The organism is Microcoleus sp. C2D2, from assembly GCF_036702495.1.
Lineage (GTDB): Bacteria > Cyanobacteriota > Cyanobacteriia > Cyanobacteriales > Microcoleaceae > Microcoleus.
Window position 1 is genome coordinate 1 of the sequence record NZ_JAUBTO010000082.1, and the last position, 19432, is coordinate 19432.

General features: G+C 46.5%; 20 protein-coding genes and 2 pseudogenes. 10 read left to right on the top strand and 12 right to left on the bottom strand.

Annotation, left to right across the window (positions count from 1 at the left end; genetic code table 11):
• Positions 1–309: pseudogene (locus tag QUB61_RS23410) on the bottom strand (hypothetical protein); the annotation flags it as partial.
• 463 nt (positions 310–772) lie between these two features.
• Here QUB61_RS23410 and cruF point away from each other — a divergent pair.
• From cruF to QUB61_RS23435, 5 genes are all read left to right on the top strand, one after another.
• Positions 773–1714 (top strand): gamma-carotene 1'-hydroxylase CruF, encoded by a 942-nt coding sequence (gene cruF / locus QUB61_RS23415; protein WP_333126931.1) that lies wholly within the window; start codon positions 773–775, stop codon positions 1712–1714.
• A gap of 361 nt (positions 1715–2075) precedes the next feature.
• Positions 2076–3287, top strand: coding sequence for a 2'-O-glycosyltransferase CruG (gene cruG / locus QUB61_RS23420; protein ID WP_333126934.1), 1212 nt, complete (start codon positions 2076–2078; stop codon positions 3285–3287).
• Between the two features lie 113 nt (positions 3288–3400).
• A complete protein-coding gene (locus QUB61_RS23425) occupies positions 3401–3853 on the top strand; it encodes a transposase family protein (RefSeq protein ID WP_333126936.1) in 453 nt (150 codons plus the stop codon).
• A 17-nt stretch (positions 3854–3870) separates the two neighbouring features.
• Entirely contained in the window at positions 3871–4407 is a 537-nt protein-coding gene (locus tag QUB61_RS23430) for a transposase (protein ID WP_333126938.1), read from the top strand.
• Positions 4349–4555 (top strand): transposase, encoded by a 207-nt coding sequence (locus QUB61_RS23435; protein ID WP_333127108.1) that lies wholly within the window; start codon positions 4349–4351, stop codon positions 4553–4555. Before QUB61_RS23430 ends, QUB61_RS23435 begins: the two co-directional genes overlap by 59 nt.
• A 100-nt stretch (positions 4556–4655) precedes the next feature.
• Here the strand turns inward: QUB61_RS23435 and QUB61_RS23440 are convergent, their stop codons facing one another.
• A complete protein-coding gene (locus QUB61_RS23440; RefSeq protein ID WP_333126943.1) occupies positions 4656–5273 on the bottom strand; it encodes a pentapeptide repeat-containing protein in 618 nt (205 codons plus the stop codon).
• 84 nt (positions 5274–5357) lie between these two features.
• On the opposite strand from QUB61_RS23440, the gene QUB61_RS23445 reads away from it, so the two are divergent.
• Entirely contained in the window at positions 5358–5903 is a 546-nt protein-coding gene (locus QUB61_RS23445; RefSeq protein WP_333126945.1) for a phosphatase domain-containing putative toxin, read from the top strand.
• A 241-nt stretch (positions 5904–6144) separates the two neighbouring features.
• On the opposite strand, the gene blaOXA is transcribed toward QUB61_RS23445, so the two are convergent.
• The 7 genes from blaOXA to QUB61_RS23480 all read right to left on the bottom strand — a co-directional run bounded on the left by blaOXA (position 6145) and on the right by QUB61_RS23480 (position 11654).
• Positions 6145–7017: a class D beta-lactamase gene (gene blaOXA / locus QUB61_RS23450; protein ID WP_333126948.1), complete on the bottom strand. Its 873-nt coding sequence runs from the start codon at positions 7015–7017 to the stop codon at positions 6145–6147.
• A gap of 151 nt (positions 7018–7168) precedes the next feature.
• Positions 7169–7582 (bottom strand): MAPEG family protein, encoded by a 414-nt coding sequence (locus tag QUB61_RS23455; protein WP_333126951.1) that lies wholly within the window; start codon positions 7580–7582, stop codon positions 7169–7171.
• Positions 7583–7934: 352 nt separating this feature from the next.
• Positions 7935–8399 (bottom strand): DUF3037 domain-containing protein, encoded by a 465-nt coding sequence (locus QUB61_RS23460; protein ID WP_333126954.1) that lies wholly within the window; start codon positions 8397–8399, stop codon positions 7935–7937.
• Positions 8377–9165: a HipA family kinase gene (locus tag QUB61_RS23465; RefSeq protein WP_333126957.1), complete on the bottom strand. Its 789-nt coding sequence runs from the start codon at positions 9163–9165 to the stop codon at positions 8377–8379. Before QUB61_RS23465 ends, QUB61_RS23460 begins: the two co-directional genes overlap by 23 nt.
• A gap of 125 nt (positions 9166–9290) precedes the next feature.
• Positions 9291–10499 carry an RNA-guided endonuclease TnpB family protein gene (locus tag QUB61_RS23470; RefSeq protein WP_333126960.1) on the bottom strand — a complete coding sequence of 403 codons (1209 nt, stop codon included), beginning with the start codon at positions 10497–10499 and terminating at the stop codon, positions 9291–9293.
• Between the two features lie 254 nt (positions 10500–10753).
• The gene (locus QUB61_RS23475; RefSeq protein WP_333126962.1) at positions 10754–10885 is read right to left on the bottom strand and encodes a hypothetical protein; all 132 of its coding nucleotides are present in this window, start codon (positions 10883–10885) and stop codon (positions 10754–10756) included.
• A 196-nt stretch (positions 10886–11081) separates the two neighbouring features.
• A complete protein-coding gene (locus QUB61_RS23480) occupies positions 11082–11654 on the bottom strand; it encodes a hypothetical protein (RefSeq protein WP_333126965.1) in 573 nt (190 codons plus the stop codon).
• Between the two features lie 375 nt (positions 11655–12029).
• Between QUB61_RS23480 and QUB61_RS23485 the strand changes: the two genes are divergently transcribed.
• Positions 12030–12302 (top strand): hypothetical protein, encoded by a 273-nt coding sequence (locus tag QUB61_RS23485; protein ID WP_333126968.1) that lies wholly within the window; start codon positions 12030–12032, stop codon positions 12300–12302.
• A gap of 71 nt (positions 12303–12373) precedes the next feature.
• Positions 12374–12739 (top strand): DOPA 4,5-dioxygenase family protein, encoded by a 366-nt coding sequence (locus QUB61_RS23490; RefSeq protein WP_333126971.1) that lies wholly within the window; start codon positions 12374–12376, stop codon positions 12737–12739.
• Between the two features lie 218 nt (positions 12740–12957).
• Here QUB61_RS23490 and QUB61_RS23495 read toward each other — a convergent pair whose 3' ends face one another.
• Together QUB61_RS23495 and QUB61_RS23500 are read right to left on the bottom strand one after the other, a co-directional pair.
• Entirely contained in the window at positions 12958–13494 is a 537-nt protein-coding gene (locus QUB61_RS23495) for a DUF72 domain-containing protein (protein ID WP_333126974.1), read from the bottom strand.
• A gap of 70 nt (positions 13495–13564) precedes the next feature.
• A pseudogene (locus tag QUB61_RS23500) lies at positions 13565–13696 on the bottom strand (DUF72 domain-containing protein); the annotation flags it as partial.
• A gap of 830 nt (positions 13697–14526) precedes the next feature.
• Here QUB61_RS23500 and QUB61_RS23505 point away from each other — a divergent pair.
• Positions 14527–14793 (top strand): hypothetical protein, encoded by a 267-nt coding sequence (locus QUB61_RS23505; RefSeq protein WP_333126977.1) that lies wholly within the window; start codon positions 14527–14529, stop codon positions 14791–14793.
• A 549-nt stretch (positions 14794–15342) separates the two neighbouring features.
• Here QUB61_RS23505 and rnhA read toward each other — a convergent pair.
• The gene (rnhA, locus tag QUB61_RS23510) at positions 15343–16260 is read right to left on the bottom strand and encodes a ribonuclease HI (RefSeq protein WP_333126979.1); all 918 of its coding nucleotides are present in this window, start codon (positions 16258–16260) and stop codon (positions 15343–15345) included.
• Positions 16261–16342: 82 nt separating this feature from the next.
• Here rnhA and QUB61_RS23515 point away from each other — a divergent pair.
• The coding region (locus QUB61_RS23515; protein ID WP_333126981.1) for a two-partner secretion domain-containing protein at positions 16343–19432 on the top strand (3090 nt) is incomplete at its 3' end.

Here is a 19432-nt window from a genome sequence, read left to right on the forward strand (position 1 = left end):
TAGATAACTTAAACAAAAACTGAAATCAATTAAAGCCGTCCTATAAGGACGGGGCTTTGTACCCAATTTTTTGGTAACGAGAGCACCGTTACTAGATTTATCGTTATCAAAAGCTGCATCAGAAGTGAAATTCAGTGCATCCCGATAAGCCAAGGCAGTCTCACGCACCGAGGCTTTCTGCTCAGTGGTGAGATTTAACTTCAGTTTGGCGGTGATGACCTGGTTCACTGTCTTCAACAAACTAGCTTCACCATTATCACTGTTGAAGCTATTACTGGCAAGCCTAGAACTGTTCGCCTCCTCACCCACTCCTCCCTTCCTCTGTTTGCCTTGCACACAATTGGTTGGGAGTGGGGTTCGTCGTCTCACCCGCATTCCTCCCCCACCTGCTACACTACGCGCCTTGCTGCCGCTCGTCGCTTCGTTCCGCTCTGAAGGGGAATCCTGCGGTTTTTGGTTGAAGGCAGAAGGCAGAAGGATTTAGTTATCTAGCAGAGGTAACGGAGGCGTGTAACGGATATAACGGATATCCGTCCGAGGGAAGAAGGGGATTCGGCATTCGGTAGGCCGTGCAACCAATCCCTCGCCAAAAAACCGGGTTTCTTAGAAAAATAAAGGGTTTAGCAACCAAGTAGTAAGTCAGAAACCTGGTTTCTCGCCCCTGCGTGTAAGTTTGGAAAAATGCCGATCGCGAGTTGTGTTCGTTTTTTGTTAAAGATTTGTAAACTGTTAGGGAGTGCTTTCTGCATCTAATATTTTTTCGAGGAGTCCCATGAAGCAACTTTTGATTGCTGAGCGCTTTTGCCTGATAGCCCACGTCTTGTCAATGGCTTTTGGATTGGCAGGGTTGCTGCTGATTTTACCCCGTCCCGAATTGGTGATGAGTTTACCGCCCGCTGGGCAAACTCTATTCCAGTGGGGGATGGCTGGGGGTGGAGTAGTTTATATCATCTTTGGTGCTGCAGCGGTTGGTCTCTATTCCTTGCGGACGTTGGGTTTGGGTGCAACTCTAGGTTTTTTACTGCCTTCTGTGTTTTTGTCCTTGAGTAGCGAGTTGTTGGGAACGAGTACGGGTTTTCCCTTCGGCCACTACCACTATTTGAGCGGTTTGGGTTACAAAATTGCAGGGCTGGTGCCGTTTACAATTCCCCTCTCGTGGTTTTATCTGGGACTGGTTTGCTATGTAATTGCTCGCGCTGGAGTAGCTGGCGGTAAAGGTGAACTCAACTGGGTGCGCCAAATAGGGGCGATCGCCCTTGGTGCTTTGCTGCTAACAGCTTGGGATTTTGTACTAGATCCGGCGATGAGTCAAACTTCTGTGCCTTTTTGGGAGTTTGAGGAAGTTGGGGCTTTCTTTGGGATGCCTTACCGCAATTTGGCTGGGTGGATGGGTACGGGGGCGCTATTTATGTCCTCCGCAGCTTTCTTCTGGAGAAAAATGCCGATTCAATTAGAGCGATCTCAATTGGCTTTGCCCTTAATTGTTTATTTGGTAAACTTTGCTTTCGGAGCAATTATCACTGTAACTTCCTTGGATTCTCGGTTCTGGTTCCCGACATCGCTAGCTGTGCTTCTGGGTGTAGTTCCGGCGATCGCGTTAAGCTGGATCGCTAAACCCGCAGCAGGTTACGTAACGGAAACAATGCCGTCTTTGGAGACATCTGCTGTCACGGCCCAAATTCCACCTCAGCCGGTGGGCGTTTTGCGCAAGTAAGTTGCGATCGAGCAACCCCGGCTGATTTAGCAAAAATTACACTAAATTTTGAGCTAGTTTAAAAACCCGGTTTCTACAAGAAACCGGGTTTTTCAGCGGCGATTTTTTCATGCCCAATTCCTGTAATATGTTTGAGGCCAAAATTTTATTATCGCAGAAGGAAGAAGTCCGATGTCCGTCGGAAGAAGGAAGAAGGAAGAAGCAGTAATAGCAATGGTTTCAGCGATTAAGAATGTCCTCACCGTCTTGGCAGTTGCTATAAATTTTTTAAATTGATACCAGTTACAAAAAAAATGAACTGTAAATAAGCTCCCAACCCATATCCAGTAAGTCATTCCCAATTATTCAATTATTCAACAGTATGGTTTTCTCGATCGCGCCTCACCTGTCCTCCCAACCGCTGACAAGTATCATCCCTGTCGCACTCCTGCTGCTGCAATTGCCCGCCGCCGCAATTCTCCTGTCGCGTTTGATTAAAGGCCCATCGCGCATCCCGCCCCTCGAGCCCGATTCGCCGACGCTGGATTTTTTGGGTGCTTGTACTGCGGTAGTACCGACTTTGAACGAAGCCGATCGAATTTCGCCTTGTTTGGAAGGATTGAGCCGCCAAAGTTACGAACTCCGAGAAGCGATCGTGGTTGACAGCTATTCGGTAGACGGAACCGGAGATTTAGTCAAAGCTGCAGCACAAAAAGACCCCCGGTTTCGCTTGATTAACGACGATCCGCTGCCGGCGGGTTGGGTAGGGCGTCCCTGGGCTTTGCACACGGGTTTTTTGGCAAGTTCCCAGAAGTGCGAGTGGATTTTGGGGATAGATGCCGATACTGTGCCGCATCCGGGTTTGATTGCGAGTTTGCTGAAGACGGCGGCGGCCCGAAATTACGATTTGATTTCGCTCTCGCCGCAGTTTATCCTCAAGCATCCGGGGGAGTTGTGGCTGCAACCTGCTTTGTTAATGACTTTGGTTTATCGGTTCGGGCCGACGGGCACTGGCGGGGATGTGCCGGAACGGGTGATGGCGAACGGTCAGTGTTTCTTGTGCAGGCGCGAGGTTTTGGTAGCATTGGGGGGCTATGAGGTCGCGAGGGGTTCGTTTTGCGATGATGTAACTTTGGCTCGCTATGCGGCTGCTAAGGGCTTTAAGGTGGGCTTTTTGGATGGGGCTAAGGTGTTGAAGGTGCGGATGTATGAGGGGGCGATCGAGACTTGGAATGAATGGGGTCGATCGCTCGATTTGAAAGATGCTGCTTCTGGCGCTCAAATCTGGGGCGATTTGTGGCTGTTGCTGGCGGTTCAAGGTTTGCCGGTGCCGATTGTGTTGTGCTATTTGCTGTTTGGTTCGCTGCCGCCGGTTGCTGTATTTCCCCACTTTTGGCTGTTGGGATTGAATGTATTTTTGGTTGCAGTGCGATCGGCTTTGTGTTTCGCGATCGCACCTTCTTACGATACAACTCAGGCATCGGGTAAATGGCTGTTTTGGCTGTCACCTTTAGCCGATCCCTTGGCGTTTTTGCGAATTCTAATTTCTGCTTTAAATCAGCCTACTCAGTGGCGCGGCCGAAAGTATAGTTAGCCTAGGACATCATTTCTGTAGGGGCGGGTTTCACCAACAATCTGTCGTTGAGACTAACAATCGGCTCTCCTGAGTTTATGGTGTAAAATAGATCAACCAATACAGTTAGAGTAATGAGCTTTCATTTAGACTATTTATTAGACTTGCCTGGAGTCAAGGTTGAAACTTGCACTCAAATTGAAGGACAAATTTACTTTCGATTGAGGGCTTTAGCCTCAGAAATAGTGTGTCCTCACTGTAATAATTCTACAGAAGAACTGCATCAAAATCGACTTACATTAGTCAGGGATTTGTCAGTTTTCGGTCGTTTTGTCTATTTAGAAGTGCCTCGTCGGCAGTTTTACTGTCCTAGTTGTCAACGTTACATTACAGAAAAATTAGAATTTCTTGACAAAAAAAGACGGCATACTCAACGATACGAACAAAATATTTATGCGCGTGTTCAACAGTCGAGCCTGTCACAAATTGGGCGAGAAGAAGGATTGAGTTATCACGAAATCAAAGGTATTTTTACTCATGTCAATTTCCGTAAAAAAAAAACTGTTGGGAGTCAGTTAAACGAGTAAGTATAGATGAGATAAGTATGAGAAAAGGAAAAGGAAGTTTCGTAACTGTTGTCAGTGACATTGAGGGGGGTAATTTGATTGAAATGATTGACTCTCACCGTCAGCAAGATATAGTCGAAGTCCTTATGAGGCAACCGCTTGAGGTTAGAGAACAAGTTGAGGAAGTGAGTGTTGATATGTGGGGAGGATTTCCAAAAGTTATAGAACAAGTATGGACAAATGCCAAACTTGTTATTGACCGTTTTCACGTGATGAAAGCAGTTAATAAAAACTTGAATAAGTTGCGTCGAGGAATAGGAATCACAGACAGAGGCAGCAAATATTTATTATTGAGTAATCGAATCGACCTTGAGCAGAGTCAAATTGAAAAGTTGGAAATGACTTTGAAGAAATCAGAATGCTTAAGAATTGCCTATGAGATGAAAGAAGAGTTTCGAGAAATATATGAGACCAATATGACCGTCAAAAGAGCTGCGGACAGAGTTCAAGAATTGGCTGAATTATGCATCGCTTTTTTTCCAAGAATCAGCTTCGACAATTGTCAATCATTTTGAAGGAATTTGTAACTACTTTCTTAATCGCACCACAAGTGGAGTGATGGAGGGGATAAATAACCGAATTAAGTTGATTATGCGACAAGGATATGGCTTTTCTAATTTTGACAATTTTCGAGATCGTGTATTAGCTTGCTTTTCTAATTAGATAAAAATATCACCGTAAGTTCCAGAGAGCCTAACAATCTAAATAAACCCGCCCCGAGCGCGACTGGGATGTGGAGGAGATCCCGCCCCCGATACAGTTATTAAGTTTCCTCAAAAATCGCCCCATCTAAGCTGGTTTTTCTTAAGTCTACTCTAGCTAAATTTGCACCTCTTAAATCAGCACCTGTCAAACAAACATTGCTTAAATCTGCATAACTCATATCTGCACCTTTGAGATTAGCATCCGATAAATTTGCTCCTGATAAATTGGCCCTCACAAGTTGCGATTTACTCAAGTTACAGCCACTCAAGTTTGCGGATTGCATCTCGGCAGTCATTAAGTTTGCTTTGCTTAAATTAGTGCCGCTGAGGTTAGCCAAATTTAATTTAGCATAACTCAAATCAATGTTTTCCAAGCAAAGTTCGCTCAATTGCGCGCCTCGCAAGTTAGCATTAATAAAAAACCTGTCTCCAATCGCATAACGGCGCAAAAACTCGTCAACTTCCAGCCGAATTAAAACCGCTTCGCAAGTATTTTGGTAGCACCACGATGTCTCCAGCAAACTAGCGGCTGCTTCAATTGCTACCTTGTCGCATTTAGGGAGCACCAAACTATTGCACCCATCCCACTCACCGTTGAGCATAAATGCCATGTCAGAAGCTGCAGCAATTGAGTCGCATAACAAAACGGTTTCTGGTTTGGGTTGCAGCCAGTTCATTAAACCAATCGAGCTCTTGTTTTTCACTGTTGATTCAGGATTTGTGCGTCTTTCTTAATTATAGGTAAAAATATTGAAAACAGTATGCACAAATTCGCTGCGGCTTCTGAGAATGAATTAATTGTGTTTGGTGCAGCCAGACCAGGATACCGCGATGCAGAAATTGCTCGCTGGATTGAATTTATGCAGGGGCATAATATCAAGCAAGTTTGCTGCTTGCTTGCTCAGACGCAACTCATCCGCTACACTGACTTACTGGCAACATATCGGAAAATATTTGGGTGCGATCGAGTTTGCTGGGCGCCGATTGCAGACTTTGAATTGGTCGATCGCGATATTTTAATCGATCGAATATTGCCGTTCTTGGAATCTGCCAATAGCAGAGGCGAACGCGTGGTAGTTCACTGTTCTGGGGGGATCGGACGTACAGGACAGGTTTTGGCTGCTTGGTTGGTCAGCGCGCGGGGATTGTCTAACAAACAGGCGATCGCAGCAGTAAAGAAAACTGGCAGAAATCCCTATGAAGCAGCGATCGTAGCTTGTTTGAAAGGTCGAAACCCCTGGCTAGTCGTTGAACAACTTAATGCTCTCTTAGATGATTGTCGCCTTGCTGGGAGAAATGATATATAGCCTTTCTCAGTAACATGAGGTGCTCATAGGGCATAGGGCATAGGGCATAGGGCATAGGCCTCCGTGGGCATACCTCACTTTCTTAAGAACCGCTATATGTGCCAATGGCGCAAGTCCTAAAAGATTTAAAAGACTCGGCTACCTACGATCGAACTCAGGCATCGCATAAATGGGTGTTTTGGCTATGACCGTTAGCCGCTTCGCTGGCGTTTTTGTGAATATTACAGAACAAATAACGCACTTACAGCAGCGCAAGATCCTTAAAGCAACGGCGCGTTAACTCGATTCTTGCAGATGCGTCATTATTGTTGCGGATATCAATGTTCGTAGCAAAAAAGTAAACATTTTTATCCTTTTCTAAATAACCTACATACCAGCCAATTTGAGGCTTTGTTTGTTCTCCAAAATTTGCCCAGCCTGTTTTGGCTCTAATTGTGTAATCGGGAGTTTGTTCAACAATTATGATGTCTTTAACCAGAGACAGCGAGCGCTCAGAAAAGGGTAAGTCATTTTTGTAGAGACGGCGGAGAAATTGAATTTGCTCCTTGGGTGTGATTCGCAGCTCTCCCTCTAACCAGAATTTGTCAATATCCTCTTTGTTACCGATTTTTTGGTTGCCATAACCGACTTTAGCTACCCATTTTTGCATTTGCTCGTGTCCGACTCGGCGGGCGAGAACTTGGTAAAACCAAACGGCAGAAAGTTTTATGGCTTCTCTCATATTCAAGTCTCGATTCCAGGCGGGAATTTGCCTTTGAATTCCATCCCAAGTTAGAACGGCAATCTCATCTGAAATCACCCCTGTTTCTAAGGAAATCAGAGAGTTGAGAATCTTAAATGTAGATGCAGGTAAAAAAGCTGTGCTGTTACGCTGCGGGTTGTGTTGATAAAGCCGATCGCTATTCAAATCGTAAATTGCGATCGAGCCTTCAACTCCTAGCTCTTGAAAGTGCCGTCCAAAATTAATTGTCTCAGCAACATCTCCTCCGCGCCGTGGAGATTCTTGCACTGGAGGTGGCACGGTTAAGGCTGATTGCGGCGGCTGAACTAAAACAGAAATAATGCACCCTAATACAATTAAAATAACAGCGATCGCACGAGATATTCGGTTCATAAACTTCAATAATTTAGCCAAATCACAGGCAGTAATGTCACAAGCTCGATCGACTGATAAGGTACGTCTGACTTACGCTGTATGCGAAACAATTAGGGTTGGCCCCTGATGCACCCTGATATATATATGTGCCAATTGCGTAAGCCCTCCACTAGAAAACTGCCATAATAGTTAAGGCGACCAAGCAGCTTAACTGAATTAGTAAGGTGAAGAACCGAAACTTTGGATCGAGGCCAGCGATGTGAATCACTGAATGTACAAGCCGAAATAGGATGTACACAACAATAAGCAAATCTACTGCTGTTCCTGAAACACCCCTAACGCTTAGAAGGAAAACAACTCCCAAATACAAAGGCAGGTTTTCTACCAAGTTAGAGTGTACTCGAACTAGGCGCCAAAGCAAGCTGTCGTCGTTCTTTGTGCTGAAATCTTTTATAGATCCGCCTGCTGATATATGCCGGACCCTGACTGCTAGCAACAAGATAACGACTGCGATCGTCCACCCAATGAAAATTGCTAAACCCCACAGAGGGACAGTCATATTTGTCTGTTCAATTTGCATCATCTTTCTACCTTCCGAAACTGCGGCTAAGACTTTAGAAAAGTTAGATCAAATCCCGTAGGAAATTGATAAATTCATCTGCGTTTATCTGTGTTTATCTGCCATCATCTGCGGTTAAAAAAAGAGAATTTATTAACCGCAGATGACAATGGATTGACGCTGATTCACGCAGATTAAGAGAAGAGATCTCTGAATAATTCCGATGCTAACAGATTTGATATTACCAGTCAGGACTTTTGCTCTGGCGTTCTCATTTTTAGCTAAAACAGCTTGAGGATGCTTCTATTCTGGCTGTTTTCCGAAATGGATAGATCGCTCACCAAGCTCAAAGCAGCATCTCACCGACAAGCTGACGCTAACTAGAGTGCGATCGCCTCTCGTGAGTGTCAATTCCAACCGCTAGCAACCGAGCCTTTACAGATGGTTTTCGGCAAGACGATCGCACCATTGTATCGAGCAAGTGTTCGATCGCACCCGGTAGATTCTGGCAAAAACCAGTGTGTACCCGCGATGTCTGAACGATCGTGCTGCGCGGTGCTACGAGCCAGTGAAAGCGCTCTCTGTGGGGAAGTTGACCGATCGCGCCAGATTCGGAGCCGCCTGCACAAATGATGGGAATGACTGCTAGGTGATTGCGAATCATTTCCAGATCCAACGTTGAGTCGAGCGCCATCAAGCGCTGTTCATCAATTTCGATACGGGCTTCGAGGAATTTTTTCGTACCGCAGGAAACGATCGCCCCCACGTTGATAAACTCCTCGCGATCGACTTTGGGAACGACGCGGATAATGGCGTAATCATACAGAAATCGATCGGGCACTAATCGCCTCCTCCAAAAAAATATGTGGTGATTCTAGCCGATTTAGCAGGTACTCGATATAAGCATCCCGATGTTGGTTGCTATCGCTGAAAGGAGAATCTCCCACCAGCCAAGCATCAGGAATTAGTTTAACGATGTTGCGAATGATGTCCGGCGTTACCCTGTGAGTCATCTTTGAATTTGCCGCTTCCAGCGTACTCGCAAAACGCAGCAGAACGTGGTCTTTGATTGGGGGGAAACGATCGCGGCTGCGCGAGAGATAATCTTTCCAGGTGTGGTGGAAGTAGAGGGCTGCACCGTGATCTATCAGCCAAAGCCGGCGGTGCCATACCAGCATATTTGCATTGCGCGACGTGCGATCGATGTTGGTCACGAAAGCATCGAACCAAACGATTTCTGAGGCGAGATCCGCATCGGACTTCCCCGCTATCGGGTCAAAGGTAATGGAGCCCGGGAGATAGTCGAGGGCGAGGTTGAGGCCAGCACTTGCTCGGATCAAATCTTGAATTTCCGGGTCAGGCTCAGTGCGAGCCAGTTCGGGATCGAGTTCAACAAAGACGAGTTCGGGGACTCGGAGCCCCGAGGCGCGAGCAATCTCTCCCGCCACTAGCTCGGCGATCAGAGATTTGGCTCCCTGGCCCGCACCGCGAAATTTGAGCACGTACAAGCCATCATCATCTGCTTCGACGATCGCCGGCAGCGAGCCGCCCTCGCGCAAGGGAGTGACATACCTGGTAGCAATGACTGTTCGCAAGCTGGGACTCATGCTATTTTCGATTTTCGATGGGAAATCACTGATTTTATGAGGGTTTGGAGCAGGGGCTTACAGTTGGATTCTTTTTTTTAACTGGGACTGATGTTAAGTAGTCTGTGAACTACCCGACTCTCACCCTATCGGGTAGAGAGCGGGCTTCTCCCTTCAACAACCACCGCCGCCCCAGTAGTAGACTTGCGCCCATACTGTTTTGGTCTTACATAGCCTTCAGGAGCAATAACGCTGGTTCCCAACGTCAATAAGCGCAAGCCTTCATTTTTGATGTTGATCGCCGCGTTGATGTCTCGATCGTGCCTTTGTCTACAGTGAGGACAATCAAATTCACGCACGGATAGATCCATACGAGGCAGTGATTTCAGCGTATTTGAGCAAAGATGAGTTGATGCAAAGAATCGACCTATTTCTAGATAAACTTTGCCCACCATCTCAGCTTTATACTTGAGCATAGTACAGAACATTCCCCAACCAGCATCAGAGATTGCTTTAGCTAGGCAATGGTTAAGAACCATGTTTCTTACTGCCAGATTTTCTACTACTATGACTTGGTTTTCGTCTACTATCTTGCGCGATAGTTTGTGTAGAAAATCTTCACGGACTCGTTTGATTTTAGAATGAACCTTAGCTACTGCAAGCTTTGCTTTGCGACGATTCTTGGTCGTTTTGTCCTTTCGGCGAGCCAGCTTCTTCTGCTTACGGGCTAGGTTCTTTTCATATTTCTTAGTCGCTTTAGGATGTTGATATTTAGAGCCGTTCGATGTCACCGCAAAATCAGTTATACCTAAATCTATCCCAATGACATTACCGTCACTACTGGATTCTGGCGTAGCAATCTCATCATCTACAAGCATTGAAGCAAAGTATCTGCCATCAGGATTTTTGGAAACAGTCACCGTTTTGACTTTACCCTCGATATCCCGATGAACCTTGGCATTGACGATACCCAACTTGCCAGGAAATTTAATCTCACAATTGCTCAAGACTTTAACATTTTGAGGGTATTGAATAGATTGTTTTCCTTGACGTTTTTTGAATGTTGGATACATTGCTCGACCATCAAAGAAGTTGCCAAAAGCTACACCTAGATTGAGAACTGACTGTTGAAGGCATTGCGAGTAACACTCACAGAGCCATTCAAACTCAGCTTTCCACAGGGGTATTGACTTCTTCATAGTCATGGCAGTAACGCCTTTACCAGTCTCTTGATAAGTCGCACTCATTGTAGCCAAAGACTGATTCCAGACCCAACGCACACAACCAAAAGCTTGGGCAAGGTGTTCTTGCTGGGTTTCTGTTGGGTAGATTCGGACTTTGACAGCTTTTAACAAGACACTTAGATTGCTTCTGGAATTGCTCTAAGACTATTATCACAAAGAACATGGGGAAAAACAAGGAAGTTGCTCACCTTCTCATCCACCTGCCCCTCTCCCGCTGGCTACGCCTTGTCGTCTCGTGGGCAGATGGAATTGGCGGCTCACTCGCATTCATCAAGGGCGTTCACCCTCGATCGGGTAGAGCGCGGGGCTTCTGCTGTTAAAGCTAATTATTTTTGCATCTGTTGGCTATTGCGGGCGATCGAAATCTAGATTTCCAGGATTGGGCGATCGACTACAAAGCGTTCAATTACCGCATCGGCACGCTGACCGAAAGCATCCAGGATACAAGCCCCCGGATTCATCCGTCCAGAAATAAAAAACCTGTATCTGATAAACAAGCCCCCGAATTTATCCGTGGGGTCAATGCTTCAAATCTAAAATCTAAAATCTAAAATCTAAAATCTAAAATCGTTTGACGGAGTATTTCGTGTTTCCCGATGCCAAGCTTGTTCTGAATGATTTGTACGAGATCGAACCCAAAGTGCTGTCGGCTGTTGAGGTGGATGTCACAGGATTAAGAGTTTTTTGAGCCTATTACGAACAGCCTTCTATATACTCAACTTCAGGAAGTTTACCCGAACGGAACCTATCTACACGATTTTTGCTAGTCTCAAAAATTATGCGGTAGTTTTTGTCAGCCGCATCTTTAGGTACAAAAGTTAGATATTTTCCATTCTCAGGTGGGCGGCTTACATAAGGATGAGGAGTTGCTTTAATTTGCCCTGGATATAAAGATAAAATTCGGTTTTCATTATCCCCGATTCTAGCTCCACTGATGGTGGTAATGCGCTTGTTGCTAATATCCACTCTGGCAATGCGACCCTTTGTTACCATAAAGGCAATTCCTTTTGGCTCTCCTTGTGGTTGAACGTAGAAACACTGATACTCGTCAAGGTCACCACTCCTACTTCTAATTAATCTAATCCCACCAGATTTTGACGCTTCATCAACTGTCATGCCAACCCGAATAGACCCAATTCCATTAATTGCTAGTTTCGATCGCTCTGTGAGTTTCGCTTGAGCGCTAACTGATGTTACCAAAATAAAAAAAATGAGTGCTGTGCCAATTAGTAATGCGACCAAATTTGAACGGTTTAACTTTCGCATCGAGTGCTATTCCTCCTTGATATCTGTAAATATTTATCTAATTATGCTGTGATCTGAATATCATTCGCCAGTATACTAATTAATTTTGTACTTGTACGCAGGAAATCGTCGGCTGACGTTGGCTCGCTCGATTCTCCCGTTCTGCCTTAGAAATCCGTTTTTAGGTTGCGGGATGTCGCCCATAGCTTATATCAAATCCGCGCTTCATCGTCGGGCGTAAAATCGAGTCAACAGTCAACACTCAACCATCATTCAGTTTTTCGATTGAAAGTTAACAGTCAACAGTTAACAGTCAACAGTTAACAGCCACAGGAAACAGATGTTGGCTCAACTATCCCGGCTAGTGCAGGGGCGAGAACAAAGACCAGTGCTAGAATGGGTAAGAAAGCAGAGAATTTGTTCGAGTTTTTATTCACAGTTAACATAAGTTCGGGAAGGAAGCGAGTGTCAAGCTTGGCGGATTCTCTTGTCACCATGACTAATCTATTACCAAACTTGTTGCCGATCGCCACCAACACCCAGATTTTGGGAGAAACTAAACCCAAACCCCAACCCTCCCGCCATGCCCCAAATTCCGAAGAGTGTGTAGGCGTAAGCCGGGGCGGAGCCATCGCTGCCTCTTGTATGCCCGCAACTCACACCTCCTAAGTGGCGTTCACCAAGTTAGCCTGAAATTAACAGCCGTTTTGTGCAGATATCCGCTCAATACCCCACTGAAAATGATGAAAGAAGACACCATCGAAATTGTTGGTTTTCACGCCCATATTTACTTCAACCCTGATAATCGCGATGTCGCAGCGCGTGTACGCGAAGGATTGAGTCAGTTTGAGGTGCAGCTCGGGCGCTGGCATGACAAACCCATTGGTCCCCACCCCCAAGCGATGTATCAAGTTGCATTTTTACCCTCGCAATTTGGCAAAGTCGTTCCTTGGTTAATGCTGCATCGCGAGGGGTTAGATATTCTCGTCCATCCCGAAACAGGCGACGATCTGGCGGACCATACGAAACATTCTTTGTGGCTGGGACAGAAATTAGAGCTGAATGTCGAATTCCTGCGACCTAGAACAACCAACGCCAGCTTTTGATCGATCGCGCGCCAGGCGAAAACGGTGCTCGGTACAGCTACTATGGGGATTTGATGTTGGGTGGAAGTGACTACCAAAACGCGATCGAGCTGGCAAATGCTAAGTGCAGGGAATTGAACCAACCAAAAACGCAGCCGGCGAACTAATTCAGCTTCAGGGAACTGCGAAGCATTTTTGAATGCGCTCCCAAGAACGGGAACGCCCTCAATCTTTGCCTGTCAGGAAGTACCGTTCTCCACAAAGGTTTTTAGCTTAGAAGCGTTCCGAACTGCATTTCCCTCTCCGTCGTTGTTGAAGTAGACAAACACACTTCGCCCCTGGCTTTCCCACTCGTGGATGCGATCGGCCCACCAATGCAAATCATCATCCGAGTAGGAGCCACCGTAGAGATTGTTGGCGTCGGGGCCGTGGAGGCGCACATAGACGACTGACGCCGTTGCGCGCAGGATACACGGAAGGTGGGCCCCGCTCATCACGCAGTAAGCCGCCCCAGAGCGTTCCAGCAGCGAAAATACCTCTTCTGTGTGCCAGCTTGGGTGTCGGAATTCAACAGCTACTTTGATCCAGGGGGGTACCTGTTCTAGAAAGTAGGCTAGGCGGGCCGAGTCGCAGCCGAACTGGGGAGGAAGCTGGACGAGCAGAATACCCAGTCGTGAACCCAGGCTTTGAAGTCCCTCGCTCATCCGTTCCAACCACTGTTCTGGCGAGTAAAGACGCTTGGAGTGCGTTAGACCGCGGGGCGCTTTTACGGTCATGAGAAATCCTTGGGGGAGGCGCTCTCGCCAGGAACGCGAAGGTAGTGTTTGGTGGCCAGCGGTAGTAGGTGCTATTAACTTCGACGCTTTGATAGTGCTGGATATAGCAATCGAGCCTAGAGCGAGGCGGTAGTTGGTGGGGATAAAGCACACCTTCCCAATGGTCGTAACTCCAACCTGAAGTGCCAATATGAACACTCATCGCCTTTTGACTCCAATGCAGATTGTGTTTGTGTTTGAATTTAAGTTTAGTCGGCCCGCATCGCTACCGCACTCTATCAATCAGGTGACAATAGAGAGAGCAAGTTGAACTCTTAAGGACTCTTTTAAACGCTGAGCCTGACTTTACTGCTTTGGGCGATCGTCTCAGGCTTTTCTATGTTGAAGGAGTGAGGAAAGTAATAGGAGCTTGAGCTGCAAAGACCCAACCGCGATCGCCACCAACACCCCGATTTTTGGGAAACTAAAACCGAACCCAAAACCCAACACGCCCGCCATTCCCACAATCAAGCGAGTGCCGTCCCGGGGATGATGTTCGCTCCATTACTTGCAATGGGTTTTCGCTCCCGTGGTTACGACCATTAATACTTTCCCCCTGCACTCAGAAGAGTGGTTGATGTTGTTACCCTGATTTATGTTCAGGGCAGCATTGAAATTCCAAGAGTTCGGTGTGAAATCCTCTCAAGCGCTTACCAACTCAACTAACCCGCCAAACTCAGGTGGTTAGCGCTATCACGCCCGCGATCGGCTTTCCCATCGGGGAACTCCTTACAACGATGGCACGATTACGAGGTGGAGTACGTTCGATAAGTGCTATTGGCATACCGAACTCAAACACTTGATTGAAGATACTTTGGGCGTACCTGCACGGTATCTCAAACGGTAAGCGAACTATGCACCTGGGCAACGCTACAAACGAATGCTAATTGGATGCTGTGCGGGCGATCGAACGCAGGGACTGACTTCGCATCAACGAACCGAGATTGCTTCGGATTGAAGCTATAATTGATGGGATGAATTGAGGATGCAGCCTTGAATAAAGTTATCGTGTTGAAAGATTGGGTACCGGCTTGGGTCAGAGATTCTTACCTAACTAAAGAAGAAATTGACGCCTTCACTGAAGAGTACCACCGAACTCACTTAAAGCAAGAGGAAGTCGAGAGTGCGTCGGATAATCAAGCGCTTTTGGTCGAAAAAGCTTTGACAAAGTTGGAATCTCTCGACCGAGATAGTTTGCAAAAGTGGTTGCACCGCATTCCGGCTGAATTGTTAGTTGAATTAATGGAAAAAGGGAATTAATAAAATTCCACAAAGCTGACTCCAAATTGTACTCCTAACATTTGAAATGTGGGAATATAGTGTAAATATACTAAATTCAGGAGAATCCGATCGGATCTCTCTAGTTTAGGTGGGCGACTACCTCTGCTTTTTATGTTAATTGTTTTTTTCTGGTTATGCAGATTTTCAGCATTAGTAATTAGCCGTTTGAGTGAGTCATAGCCTAGACCCAATAGCCTCGTTCTGAGGGATTTTTTTCTGTGTCCGAAATTGACTCATGAAAGTTAAGGGAAAATTCTCTGATAATATGGAAGCGATGGCTCCGCCCCGGCTTACGCCTACGCACTCCTAGTTTCTTTGTTGGAGATGTCTAATAGGCAAAGCGCAGATGCAACACCGATAATTTCCAGATAGGAGAGCTAATTCCTGCCATTCAAATCTAATGACTGATGACTAATGACTAAAAGGACACAACAATAATGTTGTGTCCCTACGAATTTTTGCCAAATCTTGCTTTGAGACAGTCATTAGTCATCAGTTATTAATCAACTAATAACTCGTGACTAACCACTAATCAGTTGTACTAACGTGGTCGATTCTCTCTAATTGCCAGAGAATTTGGTTGCCTTCGCGCCGCACCCGCGAAACTACCCAATTTCGCCAAACCCAGTTGTCTCCACGACTGGTGACAGCGCTGGCATTTACATCCATCAAATCAGCCAGTTCAGAACTGGTAATCAAGTAGCCTTTCGTCGCAACCTCGTCGGCGATGTGCAACGTTTCGATCAGATTGCGGAGTTCCTGAACCCTCACCTCGCGGGGCAAGTTCTCCAGGGTATCGGCATTTGAATCCATCATGGTAGAGTTGGAGATCGGAAGGTCAGAAGTTATGACATAGGATTCTATCGTTTTGTTACCAGTTGTGTCCGTTTCTTCCCAAACAATTGTGTTTTCCGAACCTAGGGGCAGTGTCGCCACGCCGGCAAAAGTGCCCGCCTGAGTCTCGCCGGCAGTTGGTTTCTGCTGTTGCAGTTCGGGAGTGAGATTGTGGGAGAAGCTGCGGGCGATTTCATCGCACCTGTCGTTGTAGAAGTCGCCGGAGTGACCGCGGACGTGTTCCCACTTGACTATCCGGGAATTCAGCTTGTCTAGCAAGTGCCAGAGGTCTTGGTTGACGACATCTTTCCCGGTTGAGGTTTTCCAGCCTTTATTTTTCCAGCCTTGAATCCATTTGGTGATGCCGTTTTTAACGTATTCGCTGTCCGTGTAAAGGGTGACTGGTTCGGTTTGACCGGAATTGGCAAAAAATTCGAGGGCAGCGACGGCAGCCTGCATTTCCATGCGGTTGTTGGTGGTTTGGGGGTCTGCACCTCCGAGTTCGTGACAGTTACCGTCGGCGAAGCAAACTACTGCACCCCAGCCGCCGGGGCCCGGGTTGCCGGAACAAGCGCCGTCTGTGTACAAGCTTTTGATTTGGGGAATTGTCATGAGCGAATTAATTTGTCATTTAGAGGTAAGTTGTTGGCGGGTGCGATAATTGAGGGGAATAGCGATAGTTTTACTTGCTACCATGAAAAACGCCAACTTAAAGATTAAAAAGGTCGGGCTATTTATTTGTCCTTTTTCTTTGTTAATTTTTAATACTTTCGCGCAAGCACAGCCAATAGTGCCTGCTGCTGACGGTACGGGTACTGCTGTCACCCGCAGCGGCAACCGTTACGATATCAACGGCGGCAGTTTGTCGGGAGACGGGGCGAATCTTTTTCACAGTTTTGGGCAGTTCGGCTTGAATGAGGGTCAAATTGCTAATTTTCTGACTAATTCGGCTATTCAAAATATATTAGCTCGAATTGCTGGCGGGGACGCTTCTGTAATTAACGGTTTAATTACTGTCACGGGAGGCAATTCTAATCTTTTTTTAATTAATCCTGCGGGGATTGTGTTTGGCCCGAACGCGAGTTTGAATGTGCCGGCGGCTTTTACTGCGACTACTGCGAATGGTGTCGGTTTTGGTTCTAATTGGTTTAATGCTGCGGGTACAAATAATTTTAGCGCCTTGGTTGGTACGCCAAATGCTTTTTATTTTGGTGCGGCTGTACCGGGCAGTATTGTTAATGCTGGTAATTTAGCTGTGAGTCCGGGGCAAAATTTGGCTTTGCTTGGCGGTACGGTTGTTAGTACGGGGCAGTTGTCGGCCCCGGGCGGGCAAATTACTGTTGCTGCGGTTCGGGACTCTCAGGTTTTGCGCATTAGTCAACCGGGGCATTTGTTGAGTTTGGAAATACCAACTGGCGGGAATTTGGGCAAGTCTCAACAGACTTTGAATCCTGTTTCTTTGCCGCAGTTGCTGACAGGTACGGGTCAAAATCAGGCGGCGGGTGTTGCGGTTGCGGATGACGGTTCTGTGCGGCTTGTGGGTTCTGGTTTGCAGGTGAATTCTGGGGATGTGGCGATTTCTGCTAATATTTCTGGGCTTGGGCAGTTGAATGCGGGAAGTGCGAATTTATGGGCGGCGGGAAATCTCACGTTAGCGGGCGCTAGGCTGCAAACTATGGGGGATTTGAGTTTGCTGGGCTCCGATGCGGTGCGGGTCAGGGACAGCGCCCAGAATCCTTTTTTGGCGCGGGCTGGGGGGAATTTATACATTCAGGGCGATCGCACTATTGATATTCTCACTCAAAACGCGATCGGCGGCTTGTCTCTTCCCGCACAATTCCAAAGCGGCGGGAATTTGAGTTTGGTTAGCAACGGTGTTATTTCGGGGGATTCTCACTTTGTTTCGGGGAGCAATTTTTCGGTGCGGAATCTGTCGGGAATGCCGGGAAATTTTGTGAGTTTATTTGACCCGATTATCAGTTCGGAAGGAGATGTTTTTTTGGGAGATTATACTGGTGTTTCGCTGAAAGTGGAGGCGAAGGGGAGTATTGTTGGCGAGGATATTACAATTACGGGTCCCGATATTTCATTGGGTAGTGGAAATGTGAGTGCCGACGATCCGGATATTGCTATTTTAACAAGCAGTCCGGCTTTAATTCTCCGGGCTGGAGTGGCAAATCTGGCAAATCCTGCTAATCCTGGTACTGACAGTTTAGGTGAAGATGCAATATTTATAGATTCATTATTATCGAGCAATTTGATTTCTGTTGACAATATTTCTGCAGGCGGGCCGGTGATTTTTTCAGCGCTGGGAAATATCGTAACTAGAGATATTAACGGCGGTCGAATTAGTCTCGAAAGCAGGGAAGGGGAAGTGATAGTGGGGGGCAGATTGATATCCAACTCGACTATTAATATTCAAGCTCTCAACAATATTATATTGACAAATAACATTTCTCGTGCTGATATCAACGGCAGTATTAGTCTGAATACTCTTGGGGGCAATATAGAAACGAGGTCGATCGATACTGGGACTTCCGGGGCGATCGAACTCAGAGCTTCTGGCAATGTGAATTTTGGGAATTTGCAGGGATCTAATGTTGATATTGTCAGTAGCTCCGGGGAACTGGGAGTTTTGAGCGATCCGAATATTATAGTCTTCAATACTGCACCAGTCAATATTACAGCAAGTGAAAATATCAGTTTGACAGCTTTTAGGGACTTAACGGTAGGCAATCTCAACGCTGCGACTGTCAATGCTAGCAGCAGTACGGGGAGTGTCAGCACGGGAGCGATCGATACTACCGGAGATGTGATAATTTTAGCCCAACAGCTAATCAACACAGGGATAATAACTGTTAATCCTGCCGCCACAAATCCAGTTAATCCGATTCCCACAGTAAATCTGGACGCCCAAACTAATATTAATGTTGTATCGATCGACGCTGGTACTGGCACTATTGCTTTGAGAGCATCCAACGACTTAAAGGCAGGGAGTTTGCAAGGGGGAACAGTTACAGTCAATAGCGATCGGGGAACAATTGCGCTCGGCAATACTACATCAATTGGGAATATTAATGCCATAGCTTCTGAAAATGTAAGTTCAGGGAATTTGCTAGGAACAAGAGTTAATGTAAATAGCACTTCGGGAAGTATTGATATTGTCCGGGCCACCGCAACAGAAAATACCGTGAATTTGACAGCTTCGGGCAATGTAAATTCAGGAGAGTTGCGGGGAGTGGGAGTTGATGTCACTAGCAATTCGGGAAATATTAATATTGGCGGCAATACGGACGCCACAACAGGAAATGTCAATTTGACAGCTTCGGGCAATGTAAATTCAGGAGAGTTGCGGGGAGTTGGAGTTGATGTCACTAGCAGGGGAACTGTCAGCACTGGCAATATAAGTGCTTCCGAAAGAGTTGGAATTTTAGCCGGAAACGAAATCGCAATTGGGCAAATAAATGTTAATCCTGTTGTTAGGGTCGATGGAACTCCGACAGTCACTCTTAATGCCCAAAATGATATCAGTGTGGCATCCATAAATGCTCCGGGCGGTAACGTTAATATAGAAACTGCCGGTTTAGTTCGAGTAACTGATACTTTCATCAACCGAAACGGCACTCGAGTTAGCATCTCGACTGTTAGTGGCGATCGGGCCGGATCGGTGACGATTCGCCACGGCGGCAGTAATAGAAACCCGCCGATACCTTTTGTGGAAGGAGATGCAACAACTAACGGTAGTGCTGGGGCGATCGATGGCGTTGTCGATATTAATCCACCT